The 13166-nt window shown below is 48.1% G+C and carries 12 protein-coding genes; 3 read left to right on the top strand and 9 right to left on the bottom strand.

Annotated features, from left to right (window positions below; all coding sequences use genetic code 11):
- Window positions 1-1336: 1336 nt before the first annotated feature.
- Entirely contained in the window at window positions 1337-1534 is a 198-nt protein-coding gene (locus tag QUB16_RS15770; RefSeq protein WP_333317429.1) for a hypothetical protein, read from the bottom strand.
- Between the two features lie 73 nt (window positions 1535-1607).
- Here QUB16_RS15770 and QUB16_RS15765 point away from each other — a divergent pair, with 73 nt between their 5' ends.
- From QUB16_RS15765 to QUB16_RS15755, 3 genes are all read left to right on the top strand, one after another.
- A complete protein-coding gene (locus QUB16_RS15765) occupies window positions 1608-6290 on the top strand; it encodes a TIR domain-containing protein (RefSeq protein ID WP_333317427.1) in 4683 nt (1560 codons plus the stop codon).
- 191 nt (window positions 6291-6481) lie between these two features.
- Window positions 6482-7243, top strand: a complete 762-nt coding sequence (locus QUB16_RS15760; protein ID WP_333317425.1) for a hypothetical protein — start codon at window positions 6482-6484, stop codon at window positions 7241-7243.
- Window positions 7244-7546: 303 nt separating this feature from the next.
- On the top strand, window positions 7547-8167 hold the full coding sequence (locus QUB16_RS15755) for a Uma2 family endonuclease (RefSeq protein ID WP_333317423.1): 621 nt from the start codon (window positions 7547-7549) through the stop codon (window positions 8165-8167).
- A gap of 290 nt (window positions 8168-8457) precedes the next feature.
- Here QUB16_RS15755 and QUB16_RS15750 read toward each other — a convergent pair whose 3' ends face one another.
- From QUB16_RS15750 to QUB16_RS15715, 8 genes are all read right to left on the bottom strand, one after another.
- Window positions 8458-9123 (bottom strand): Na(+)/H(+) antiporter subunit B, encoded by a 666-nt coding sequence (locus QUB16_RS15750; protein ID WP_333281649.1) that lies wholly within the window; start codon window positions 9121-9123, stop codon window positions 8458-8460.
- A complete protein-coding gene (locus tag QUB16_RS15745; protein WP_333317421.1) occupies window positions 9123-9710 on the bottom strand; it encodes a DUF4040 domain-containing protein in 588 nt (195 codons plus the stop codon). The genes QUB16_RS15750 and QUB16_RS15745 overlap by 1 nt, the downstream gene beginning before the upstream one ends.
- Complete coding sequence (locus QUB16_RS15740) at window positions 9700-9987, bottom strand: monovalent cation/H(+) antiporter subunit G (RefSeq protein ID WP_333206840.1); 288 nt, start codon at window positions 9985-9987, stop codon at window positions 9700-9702. Before QUB16_RS15740 ends, QUB16_RS15745 begins: the two co-directional genes overlap by 11 nt.
- Complete coding sequence (locus tag QUB16_RS15735) at window positions 9984-10214, bottom strand: hypothetical protein (protein WP_333052300.1); 231 nt, start codon at window positions 10212-10214, stop codon at window positions 9984-9986. Before QUB16_RS15735 ends, QUB16_RS15740 begins: the two co-directional genes overlap by 4 nt.
- Before the next feature lie 458 nt (window positions 10215-10672).
- The gene (locus tag QUB16_RS15730; RefSeq protein WP_333317419.1) at window positions 10673-11056 is read right to left on the bottom strand and encodes a Na+/H+ antiporter subunit E; all 384 of its coding nucleotides are present in this window, start codon (window positions 11054-11056) and stop codon (window positions 10673-10675) included.
- The gene (locus tag QUB16_RS15725) at window positions 11053-12483 is read right to left on the bottom strand and encodes a cation:proton antiporter (RefSeq protein ID WP_333317417.1); all 1431 of its coding nucleotides are present in this window, start codon (window positions 12481-12483) and stop codon (window positions 11053-11055) included. The genes QUB16_RS15730 and QUB16_RS15725 overlap by 4 nt, the downstream gene beginning before the upstream one ends.
- Window positions 12480-12818 carry an NADH-quinone oxidoreductase subunit K gene (locus QUB16_RS15720; RefSeq protein ID WP_333052085.1) on the bottom strand — a complete coding sequence of 113 codons (339 nt, stop codon included), beginning with the start codon at window positions 12816-12818 and terminating at the stop codon, window positions 12480-12482. Before QUB16_RS15720 ends, QUB16_RS15725 begins: the two co-directional genes overlap by 4 nt.
- Before the next feature lie 156 nt (window positions 12819-12974).
- The gene (locus tag QUB16_RS15715) at window positions 12975-13103 is read right to left on the bottom strand and encodes a hypothetical protein (RefSeq protein WP_333317415.1); all 129 of its coding nucleotides are present in this window, start codon (window positions 13101-13103) and stop codon (window positions 12975-12977) included.
- Window positions 13104-13166 lie beyond the last annotated feature (63 nt).

Below are 13166 nucleotides of genomic sequence, written 5' to 3'. Positions count from 1 at the left end.
GTCCCGCCCGTCCAAAAAGGACGGGCGGGACGCCCATCCCACAAACTTGTGGAAGTTATTTAATTCTCATTCCTTATTTCACGAGGCAGCAGTTCGATAGCGCAAGCGCTTTGTTAGTTCGACTGTTGACCAACGACTGGAATCCTATGAACTATCCCTCTTCTGTCACTCTCGGAAAACTGGCGTTGCTGAATACAGGTATGAATTCAAGATTTCGGCATTGCTATAAGCCCGCTTGAGGGTGAGTTTTGTAAGGCTCTGGTGAGTTTTAGTTGATAGTAAAAATAAAACGTACCGTGGGAAAAGCCCGAAAGCCTGTTTGAGCTAGAGGCTAACACTACCGTTTCCACCAGCAATTGAGAACAGCCAATTTATTCGTCTACTATAGAGTTGCTGACGACAATATTGAGGCCCTATGGCTTCTTGAGTAAGTTTTATGGTAAGCTGTCACGCATTTAAATTGCATATTCAGGGCGGGCGAGACGCCCACCCCACAAGACTTAGATTGTTTGTTGACATTCTATTTAAATGCACAACAGCTTACGAACACATCATACCCTAGATAGATGACACAGCAATCAGTATTTAAAATCAGGGCAAGCGTGAATCACTTGGAAAAGTAAACACTGTATGGGTTCACCGTGTGACAACCCCGCCAAATTCCGGATCTTCCCAAAAATCGGTGTAGCAGATGGCACACTGGCGGTAAAGTGCCAGTAAGGATTGCTAAAGCCCCGGCTCTGGTGAGTTTGAGCGGATAATAAAAATAAAACGTACCCTGGGAAAGGCCCAAAAGCCGGAGTGAGCCAGAGGCTGACACTACCGTTTTCACCAGAAATCCTGAAAAGCCTTTTGCAACATCAAGCGAAAAGTTGATTCATACCGTGAATCAGCAACGCCTAAATACTTATTATTGCTGTGTCATCTATCTATGGTATGATGTGTTTGTCCGATCGCACTTAATCAAAAAGCCATAGGGCATCAATATTGTCGTCAGCAACTCTATAGTAGACGAATAAATTGGCTGTTCTCAATTGCTGGTGGAAACGGTACTGGGAGCCTCTGGCTCACACAGGCTTTCGGGCTTTTCCCACGGTACGTTTTATTTTTACTATCACCTAAAACTCACCAGAGCCTTACAAAACTCACCCTCAAGCAGGCTGATAGCAATGCCGAAATCTTGAATTCATATCTGTATTCAGCAACGCCATAAATTATGTACTTATGGCAAAGATCCGACTTTTCCGACTTTAAGATCCGACTTTTCCGACTGACAGAGACAGTGGCGCCAAGCCATGATAGAGATAGGGAAAGTCAACCCACGATATCTAGATTGTCAAGATATCGTAAATGGGCCTTGCTGAATTGGGTATGAAATTTGTAGGCTCAATCCCTCCGTGGTTGCCTCACCGCTGAGGGGGTAAGCACTTAGAATTACCCCGACAGGAAAAATCATACTTTGATTCAGCAGCGCCTGATGTTGTTCGAGTCCCATCCAATCCGCGTGAGGTGGCGCGGTTTTGCTGTCTACCATTCGCCGTATCTAAAATCTTTTAATTCGATGGAAATTTCCCAATTTCCTATTCCCTATTTACCTACCCCTGACTATGAAAACAATATTTGATGCTTTTATATCTTACGGACGAGCAGATAGTCTAGCTTTCGGCAGAAAGTTATACCAGAGACTGCGAGAAGAAGGGTTGAATATTTGGTTCGACCAAAACGATATTCCCCTGGGAGTCGATTTCCAAAATCAAATTGACGACGGCATCGAGAAAGCCGACAACTTCTTATTTATCATCGCACCGCATTCGATCAACTCGCCTTATTGCGGCAAGGAAATCGAACTGGCAATTCGGCGCAACAAACGGATAATTCCCTTACTGCACGTCGAACAGATCGATCGACACCTTTGGCAGCAGCGAAAACCCCAGGGAACCGACGAGGAGTGGGAAGCCTACAAAGCCAAAGGATTGCATTCGTGTTTTAAGAATATGCACCCGGCGATCGGCAAAATCAACTGGGTGTATTTTCGCGAGGGAATTGATGACTTCGATAAATCTTTGACCGGATTACTTGAATTACTAAACCGCCACGCCGATTATGTAGAAAAGCATACGCAATTGTTAGTCAAAGCCTTAGACTGGGAACGGCAGCAAAAACAAAATCGATGGCTGTTAGTTGGCGACGAGAAAAAGCAAGCAGAAGCTTGGTTAAAAATTCATTTTAACTCGGAACAGCCGCCTTGCGTGCCGACGGACTTGCATTGCGAATACATTACTGAAAGCATCAAGAATGGCAATAACTTGATGACTCAGGTGTTTATCTCTTATTCCGAGCAGGATCGGGAAACAATGGAGAAAATTCGCAACAGTCTGAGGCGAGAAAGTTTGACCGTTTGGACGAATATAACAGATATTCAAACCGGAGAAGATTTTCAGAGGGCGATCGATCGCGGCATCGAACAAACCGATAATTTGGTCTATCTGGTGTCGCCCGACTCTGTACAATCCGAGTTTGTTCGGAAAGAATTAGAGTATGCAGTATCACTCCACAAGCGACTTATCCCCATTTTAGTTAGAGAAACGCCACCCGAATCGATACCCAAGGCATTGCAGGGCGTGCAGTATATCGACCTCACCGACAACGTAGAAGAAGGGGACTATGTACTCGATGAAAGTCAATTGCTGAAGATTATACATCAGGATGAAGTTTACTATAACGAGCATAAAGTGTTCCTGACTCAAGCCTTGAAGTGGCAGCGACAGCATAAGAATCCGAGTATTCTGCTGCGAGGTTATAACTTGCGAAGTGCAGAGGTGTGGTTGAAGGTAGGGCAGAAACGGACGCAGCATCGCCCAACAGCATTAATTGAAGAATTTATTGCGGAAAGTTTGCGGCAACCGCCCTTGGAGTCCCTCGATGTTTTTATTTCTTATTCTCGCGTAGATTCGGATTTAGCCAGAAAGCTCAATAACGGACTGCAACTCCAGGGAAAAACGACCTGGTTCGACCAAGAAAGTATTGCTTCGGGAGCGGATTTTGCGCGAGAAATAGAGCAGGGAATCCAATCGTCCGATAATTTCTTATTTATTCTTTCCCCGCAATCGGTAAATTCACCCTATTGCGCGATGGAAGTGGAGTATGCCGCCAAGTTGAACAAGCGGTTTGTGACGCTGCTGCATCGGCCTGTCAATTCCGCAGACTTGCATCCGGAGTTAGCCAAAGTCCAGTGGATTGATTTCAATCAAAACGAGGGGGATTTCAATGCCAATTTTAATCAATTGGTCAGAACCCTGGATACAGACAGAGAACACTTACACAATCATACGAAATGGTCTCAGCGGGCTTGGGAGTGGCATCAAAAAAATAAGACGAAAGACTTACTATTGCGGGGAAGTGAATTAGCAGTTGCCGAAGCTTGGTTGAAAGACATTCAAGCACAAAAGAAACAGCCCGCCGCGACCGAGTTACAAAAGGCATATATAGCCGAAAGTAGCGCCGAAAAACGCAAAAATAAGATGCTATTAACGGGAGCGATCGTGGGTGCGCTCTCGATCATGGCACTTGCCACTACTGCCGCAACAGTTGGGCTAATAGTGGCGCAAAGGCAAACTAAAAAAGCGCAAGATCTAACGAAGATAGCCGAGTTAAAGGAAAATGCTGCCCGCGTGCAAACTTTGCTCAATGCCGATCCCCTACAGGCACTCCTTCTGGCGATTAAAGCCACAGGTGAAAGCGAAGCTGCATCCCCAGAGGTTCACCGGAAGACGTTTGCCCAGGTGCAGTCTAGCTTGCGCGATGCCGCCGGAGATGCCAGAGAGCGCAATCTCCTGACAGCAAACACAGCGCCAGTCTACTCATTAGCGTTGAGTCCAGACGGCAAAACCCTCGCGAGTGCGGGTGATGACGGGACGATTCGCCTGTGGAATACCTCTGGCTATCCCATGGGTAAACTGATCGACCCGTTGCCCAATGGGCTTACACCCGCCCTCCATTCCGTGGCCTGGAGCCCAGACGGCAAAACGCTCGTCAGTGGCGATACAGAGGGGACGATTCGCTTGTGGGACATCACTGGTAAGCTCATGGGCCAACGCTGGGAAGGGGATCAAGGCAAAGTCTTGTCAATCCGATTTAGCCCCGATGGTAAAACGATCGTCAGCGGTGGCGATGACGGGACGATTCGCCTGTGGGACACGAATGGCAAGCCCGTCGCTAAACCCTTCAAAGGGCATCTGGGTGGGATTCGATCGATCGCATTAAGTCCCGATGGAAAAACCATCGTCAGTGGCGGCATGGACACAACGGTTCGTTTGTGGACTCGTCAGGGTAAACTCATTGGTCAACCTTGGACGGGGCATGAGAAGGAGGTCACGTCAGTGGCCTGGAACCCCGATGGTAAAACCATTGCCAGTGGCAGCGAAGACGGGCAGATTCGTTTGTGGGACACATCGGGGAAACCCATCGGTCAACCCTTCAAAGGGCATCAGGGTGCGTCGATTGCGTCAGTCGCATTTAGTCGCACGGGTAGCGTCCTCGTCAGTGGGGGCGGGGATGCAACCATTTCTCTTTGGGATCAGGGGGGGAATCCTCTCCTGGGTCATCGCCTCATGGGGCACGTGGGTTCAGTCGAGTCCGTGGCCTGGAGCCCCGATGGCAAAACCATTTTCAGTAGCGACAATATCGGGACGATTCGTCTGTGGGATACGGACGGCTACCTCCTGGGTCAACCCTTCACCGGGCACGATAAAGAAGTATACTCAGTGGCCTGGAGCCCCGATGGCAAAACCATTGTCAGCGGTAGCAATGACAAGACAATTCGCCTGTGGGATACTACTTCAGGCAAGCCCATCGGTCAGCCATTTAAAGGACATAAAGATGCGGTCTATTCAGTGGCCTGGAGTCCAGACGGCAAAACCATTGTCAGTGGTAGCGAGGACAAGACAATTCGCCTGTGGGATACTACTTCAGGCAAGCCCATCGGTCAACCCTTTAAAGGACATACAGATGCGGTCAATTCAGTGGCCTGGAGCCCTGATGGTAAAACCATTGTCAGTGGTAGCTATGACAGCACGCTCCGCCTGTGGGATACTACTTCAGGCAAGCCCATCGGTCAACCCTTTAAGGGACATAAAAACTCGGTCTATTCAGTGGCCTGGAGCCCCGATGGTAAAACCATTGTCAGCGGTGACTGGGACAGGAAAGTTCGCCTGTGGAATACTTCAGGCAATCCCATCGGTCAACCCTTCAAAGGGCATAAGGATGGGATATTCTCGGCGGCCTGGAGCCCGGATGGCAAAAAGATCGTCAGTGGTAGCAATGACAATACTATTCGCCTGTGGAATACTTCAGGCAATCCCCTCGGTAAACCCTTTAAAGGACACACCAATTCAATCTACTCGGTGAAATTTAGCCCGGATGGCAAAACCATTGCCAGCGGTAGTTTCGATAATACAATTCGCCTGTGGGACACCTCCGGTCAACCCATCGGTCAGCCCCTCAAGGGACATACGGAATTAGTCCGTTCAGTTGCGTTTAGCCCGGACGGTAAAACCATTATCAGCGGCAGTGACGATCGCACGCTTCGCAAATGGCGCGTTGGCACTTGGCAAGATTGGCTGAAGATCGCGTGCAAGCGAGTAATTTTACATCCCGTTTTAGTCGCGCCCCAAACGCAGTTTGGTGATGAGGATGCGGAAATGATCTCCGTGGCGAAAAAGGCGGGGGAAACCTGTCAAAGGCTGGCCTGGAACCATGCGGAAAAAGCCCAGTTTTTAGTCAATCAAGGTGAATCGATCGCGCGGCAAGGCGATTTGGGCCAAGCCATCGAGACGTTCCAACAGGCCCAGAAATTATTGCCCAGCATTAACGTGCCACCAGATGACAAGGTTAAACAGTGGGCTGCGGGCGGTTCGATCGCCCAAGGGGAAAACCTAGTCCAAGAGGGTAAAGTTCAGGAAGCAGTGAAGGCATTCGAGAAAGCAAAGCAGTTCGACGCAACCTGGAAGATCCCTCAAGAGTCTTGGCAGAGGCTGTGTAAGTACGGTGTGCAGAAGGGAGGGGCAATGACCGTGATATCGGCGTGCGATACGGCGGTGGCACTTGCACCGGGCAATGTCGAGGTTCGAGATAGTCGTGGGCGGGCCCGGGCGGAGATGGGGGATAGGGCAGGGGCGATCGAAGATTTTCAAGCGTTTATCGAGGGCACGGATTCGGCAGAGGGCAAAAAACAGCGGCAAGGCTGGATTGATAAGCTGAAAAAGGGTGAGAATCCGTTTACGGAGAATTGAGCTCGCTAAGTTGTTGCGATGAGTTCAGGGGGAACAGTTATCAGTTATCAGTCAACTGTGAATTGAATGGTTGTTAGAGTGAATGCTCGATCGCATTGTTAGGATTGAGATCGCCACTCAACCTGATTTTCAAGACCTAATAGCTAGGTTGCCGATCGAGCTATTTTTCTATGTAGCGTTGTATTTTTTCCATGCAAGAATCTTTCTCGATCGAATTTTCCAACGGCCTGACGGCAAAAGCTATCTATTCTCAAGCCAATGCCGACCTGACCTTAACTCTACAGCAACTGGGACTCTCTAGTCCGCGTCCAGTCATCGTGGTGGTTGGCGGTGCCAGTAAACTCAGCCCCGTCGATCGCCAACGGCTGCGATCGCTCTTTCTAACGGTTCTGGCTGCCCTCGCCGAGTCTTTAAATGCCTGTGTGGTCGATGGCGGGACTGATGCTGGGGTAATGCAAATGATGGGGGAGGCGCGATCGCAAATGGGTGGAACCTTTCCCCTGATTGGCGTTACCTGCGTGGGTTTGGCAACATTACCGAACCAGCCACCTCCTGCAGAAGATGCCTGTGGCTTAGAACCCTATCACACCCATTTTATCCTGGTTCCGGGTTCGCAATGGGGGGATGAGTCTGCGTGGATGGCGCAAGTCGGTAGTGTGCTATCCGGTGGTTTGCCCTCTGTGACCATTTTAATCAATGGGGGCGAAATTACTTGGAAGGATGCAGCCCAGAGCGTGGAAGCACAGCGCCCGATCGTGGCGATCGCAGGCAGTGGCAGGACGGCGGATATTTTGGTGGCGGCGTTGAATGGAACGGTGAAAGACGAACGGGCCTCGGCACTGGTGGATTCGGGCCTGCTACAAGCGGTGGATCTGGATAACCCCAAGGCGTTAGACCGCGTTCTCAAGCAAATTGTAGCAAGTGGTAGTGGTGTCTCAAGCTTAAAGCTGTAGGGTGTGTTGAGCAAGCGAAACGCACCAGCCTGAGAGTGTTTTGAAGCACTCAGGGAATTAATTAGAGGATTAGAGGCGCGATCGGAGTTTATCTAGATAATGTGAGTTTTTGAATTCATCGGTGGCAATTAACTTTTATTCGGCGATCGTATTTTGGGATGAAAAGCGATCGATTAAATCCAGCATTTTAAATTGTCTGAATCTAGCAAGGCTGGCAGATTCGTAATTTTTAACCGCAGATGCCCGCAGATAAACGCAGATAAATAGAGATATAATTGATATTATCGGTATTTGTGAAAACCTATGACTCAAGCTTTACCTAAACTCGTAAACTTCGAGGAATTTGTGGAGTGGCTGCCTGAAAATTCGGCGGTACGCTACGAATTGCATAATGGATATATTGTTGAAATAATACAACCTGTAGGCGAGCATCAAGAAGTTACAGGCTTTCTTACAATCAAAATTGCTGTTGAAATCAAAGGTCTGGGATTGTCCTACGGTATCCCCAACCAAGTGATAGTTAGACCTCCTGAAAAAGATTCTGGTTATTTCCCCGATGTGTTGGTGCTAAATCGTGCAAATCTGGTAAATGAAACATTGTGGAAAAAACAATCTATCCTCAGTTTGGGTGCGTCGATACCGTTGGTAATTGAGGTTGTGTCAACCAATTGGCGCGATGATTACTATTTGAAATATGCTGATTATGAGGAGATGGGTATCCCTGAATATTGGATTGTGGATTATGCTGCGTTGGGTGGACGCAATTTTATTGGCAATCCCAAACAACCGACAATTTCTGTCTGTAACTTGGTTGATGGTGAATATCAAGTCCTCAAGTTTCGAGAGAACGATCGCATTGTGTCGCAAACTTTTCCTGATTTGAACCTCACAGCAAACCAGATTTTTCAAGCTGGTTTAGTATAAGCTGATATCTTGCAGATTGGATTTTTTAACCGCAGATGCACGCAGATGAGTACACAGGAATTACTCACCAAAAGCAAAGAAACCGGGTTTTTGGAAAATTCTGCGGGTGTAACGAAGTATTTCGCAAAAAACCCGGTTTCTGACTACTCGTGGGTAAGCCTTATAAACGTAAAATATCGTTTACGGTTGTTGCTGAATGATTAAACCACAGAGAACACAGAGGACACAGAGTCAGAGATTGAGAGAGATGAATAATTTCGATGCCAATGGATTTGAGATCGGAACATTTGTCATAGCAATCCGCGATAGCGAATAAACACCAACAGCACCGCCCACGATCCTAATGCCACTTTGACTGCAACCAGGATATTGAGCAAGGGGAGAATGCCACCGCTCAAAAGCGTGCCTAACTCTCCGTGCGGTAACTCATATCCTGACAGAGTGATAACGGACAATACAATGAAAACAAGTACCGAAACCTTCTCCAAAGTCGCGGCGTGCCAGCGCTGGTAGATTTCTTGCATCCACTGCGGTGATGAGGTAATCGCCACCAAGCCGATCGCAGTTCCCCCCGCTACACCTGCGGCAAAACCACCGCCGGGACTTAAATGCCCGCGAATTGCTAGTTCGACACCCACCAAGGCGGCAATCGTCGCTCCCAATCGCGCCAAAATAATCGATGGTTGATCGGTAAACTGATATATGGCGCAGGACGGCTGTTCATTTGCTAGCATAAAACTTGCACCCAAGATGGCGATCGTAAATACTACGACTTCAAAGATCGTGTCGTACAGCCGATTTCGCAAAATGATACCGGAAACCGCATTGGATACTCCACTATCTTGAACAACCAATTCGACGATCGAACTTTGCTGCGATAACTCCATTGTGGGATTGGCGATTAGCAGCATTTTGATAAACAGCGCTATCCCTGATAAAAAGTAAACCCACTTCATCAATGTTTGTCCTCTGCGTCTGGTGTATTTACATAGGTTAGGGTTGTCCCCGGTGATGAAAGTTCGGTTTGCATGATGTCGTAGACACGCCGAACTCTGATTGCGGTGTTATAAAGTTGCGCTTCGCCCCTGTGTTCGAGTTGGTTTTCTGGCGCACAAGCTGCATGAACTTCTTTTTCCATCAGCGCCCGCTGCAATGCCTGTGCACTCGCATAGGGAACGAGTTCCAGGCGCATATGGCGTTTCTCAAAAACTGTGCGGATGTCATCTATCAGTTGCTTAAAATGACCTGCGGTTTTGTCGTTTGGTATAGCATCGCCCTCTGTCCCCTCTTCAATTACACCCAGACGCAGCACGAAGGATGAACGCACCGTCACTGCATAAAGTGTAATCGCGAGTAGAGTACCCATCAAGGCTTCGGTTAAGCCCACATCCCCCGCGCCTAAAATTGTATACACCAAGGCGGCGATCGCTCCCAATACCCCCCGCAGTAGCAATGCGTGGTATGGATTGACCTGAAATACCACCATACCAGCAGCTAAGGGCAGCAGAGCGACGAGGACATAAATGTAGCTATTATCGTTCATAGTTAGTCCCTGTTTTGGAACAATAGGCCAACACATATCCCAGCATTGTGTTCCATATTGCTAAGCAAATGATCGCCAGAATCAGCAGGGGCCATTTACTGGGTATTTTCAGCAGCAATCCGACGACGATCGCGATCGAACCCAGCGTATCTGCTACCGAAAGACTGTGCAGTTTATATAAAACCGATCGCTTCCCAAGTAGGTAAGAAGTACCCCAAAACCAGAAAAAAATCCCTATACCGATGCAGGTATAGCTCAATACATCTATTACGATCATGCTTCACTGATACGTTTGATTATTTGTGCCAACAACATCAATCCAGCATTACCCACACTGAGGATAATCGCCGCCACCACACCGATCATCCAATCATCGCGCCAGACGGATATGACGAGAGCGATGATTGCCGCCTTGGTCGAAATACTGGCAAACGCCAACATTGTCTGCCAGATATCATGATCTTTCCATACCTCGTACATGGGTATGAGCAGAGCCAAAATCATGGCAATTAAAATCACGTTGTTCAAGTTGTTCAATTGTGTGCACTCCTAATTTTTCTTACTTAATATCGGGGCGGGCTCGCGTGCCCAACCCCCTACACCCCACAAGAAACTCTTGAGAATAGTGCAACTTAATAGACCTCTGCCATCATTGTGGAACAGGCATCCTGCCTGTTCTTGACAGGCTGTTTCGCGGGTGGGGGCGGGTTTATTTAACCTGTCTGCAATCTTTAAAGCTATTGGTGAACCCGCCCCTACAGATTCTTGAGAATGAGCCAATATCGAGCGTGTAAATAAAATCGGGTATGTCACAAAATGTAAAGTATCGTAACCCCTGCGATAGAGGACTTTTACTAACTGCGGACATACTTACGTATTCTATCGCCGATCTACTTATTTATTTCTCCCTTCTCTGCGTTCTCTGCGTTCTCTGCGGTTAAATAATTCCGAAAAAACTTCAGCTAATTACTCGAAGTCCGCCGCACTCGGTGTACTTCGTAAAAACCCTCTTCGTGATATTTCACAACAATCGTCTTGGGAGTAAAAGTGATCAGGAAGACATCTAGGAAGATCAGCAAGGGCGATCGATGGTTTGGCACTTTTTCCATGATCACATCTTCGTGTCTGTGGGGACGGAGGATGAGTTCAAAAGCTTCTATATAAGCTATCGGAATCGCCATGAAGATTTTACCCAACACCCCCAACCATTCCCTCAAAGGTTCCGGGGGTGTGTAGCTGCGCGGCAACAGGAAAGCAATGATGAAGCCGATCGCAATATTTGCCAAACTAAAATCGGCTGTGAGTAGAAACCAGATCGTCAGTCTTAATATTAGCTGTCCAATCATGTTGAGAATGCCATCCAGAATAGTAGGAGCGAAATCAAGCTCATAAAACCGACCAAATGATCGAATTGTTCAAGCATACGTGGCAGTTTGATTGCCGTGCGTTGAAAAATTAGAAAATAGGCTAACCAACCAACGCCGATGATGGCGATCGCCTTAAGCATATTGTCCAGCGTATAGGCCTCAACATAAAAGGCATTGGCTGCAATCAGCCCACCTACCAACAGCAACACCGCAGGCCAAAAACCGGGTTTTGATTTTGCTGGTCCACCACGGGGCAGAAAGATGAATTTAGCAAATAGGATAGCCGTTCCTACGGCTGCCACATTCATGGCGAGCGCATAAGGGGGTGTCAAATTCTTCAAAGTCAACATCTTTGCCCCAAAGCCAACCAAAAAGGGAAAGCCTGAGATCGAAAGGCTAGCCACGACTAAGGCAATCCAGATCGCAGTATTAATCGGGTTTTGTCGCAATTCCTTAAAGTCGCGGCTGGGTAAAGAACCCGCAATCAGGAACAGCGCCGATTTGACCACGCCGTGGGCGAGGGCATAAAAGCCTGCCGCTTCCGGGGCTACGAGAATCCAACCTAACTGCGAAACCGTGCTGAACGCCAGCATCCGCTTGGTATCCTTTTCAAAGATGCCATAGAACACGCCCATCAACGCGGCCCCGACTCCGAAAATCTGGACGATGGGTGCCACCTCCTCCACCATCAGCGCACAGCGCACGAGGGGATATACCCCCGCTTTGACCACAATCCCTGACAGCAAAGCCGACACAGGCGTTTCTGATTCCGAGTGAGTTAACGGTAGCCATAGCCCCGATACAAACACACCTCCCTTAACCAAGAGTGCCATAAAGATCAGAGCTGTCGCCTCTGGGGGCGCTGCACCCAAGCCGGCAAAACTAAACGAATTACTTGCCTTATAAACCAGCACGGCACCGACTAGATAAAACAGCATGGCCGTGTTGCTAATAAATAGATAGCGCAAAGCTACCCAAATCGAGCGATCGGTGCGAGGATAGGCAATCAACAGAAACGCCGCAATGCCGCTGACCTCTAACCCCACATATAAACTGATAAAGTCACTAGAGGCAAAGGCCGCATTCAGGCTGCCGTGTACCATCAGAATCTGTGCATAAAAAAATGCCGTCTTCTCTGTGGGCCAACAGTAGATAATCACCGCTGCCGTGACTAAGGCATTGGTTAAGATGAAATAGCCGCTCAAGCGATCGACTAACAACGTGACACTGAAATTATCCAGTAACTCCAGCGTCACCGCTGACGGCATCACAAAAAGCTGGAACGCATAGGCAGCGGACGCGAGCGCTCCGAATATTGCGAGATACTTGTCAAACTTCGGAATCAAATAAATAGTAAACCCGACAAAAAACGGGAGTCCAATCCAGGCTAGCGTCAGGGTATTCATGGGGTATTATTCATCTCGATTTCGTTACTTTCTAATGTCGGATTATCTCGTGCCAGCTTCATCACACTGACCAGCATTAAAGCCTGAATCGAAAAGCCGATCACGATCGCCGTTAAGATCACCGCCTGGGGAACCGGATCGGCGTAAGCGACAACATTTTTCCCCTTTGAAATAATTGGTGTCAGCAAGCCTTCTCGCGATGCCACCACCACGTAATAGGCGATAACCCCTGTACTCATGACATCCATACAGACGATTTTCATGAGCAGGTTCTTTTTAAAGATGATACCAAAAAATCCGCAAAATACTGTTGCCAATACCAATGCTTCTAACATGGAAATTGCGTGTTGGATAAGGGGTTTTTGTTATTATATTTGAATAAGCGTATATTATTTCTAATTGGACTCAGACATTTTCTAGCCCCTAAACTACCTGAAACGCACTCTAGGTAAGGGAAAGAGTTTGAGGCCCCGTCAGAGCTGAAACCCTTGTCAATTGGGGTCCCAAGCCAATTCAAGCTCAAACCGTTTACCTGTCGGAGTTTGCAGCCATTTTTGACCGGATTTTGGTCTAAGTCCCGTTAGCGAATCTGTGGCCGACAACCAAGTCCGATCGTCCATCTTTCCCCAGTTTCAGACCACTCGTGCGTCCAAGAGTGTTGAATTTAACTGGGGCGAACGTCA

It is taken from the genome of Microcoleus sp. D3_18a_C4 (assembly GCF_036702415.1).
Taxonomy (GTDB): domain Bacteria; phylum Cyanobacteriota; class Cyanobacteriia; order Cyanobacteriales; family Microcoleaceae; genus Microcoleus.
Note: the sequence above shows the minus strand (reverse complement) of the source record. Positions and strands in the feature narration are given on the sequence as shown.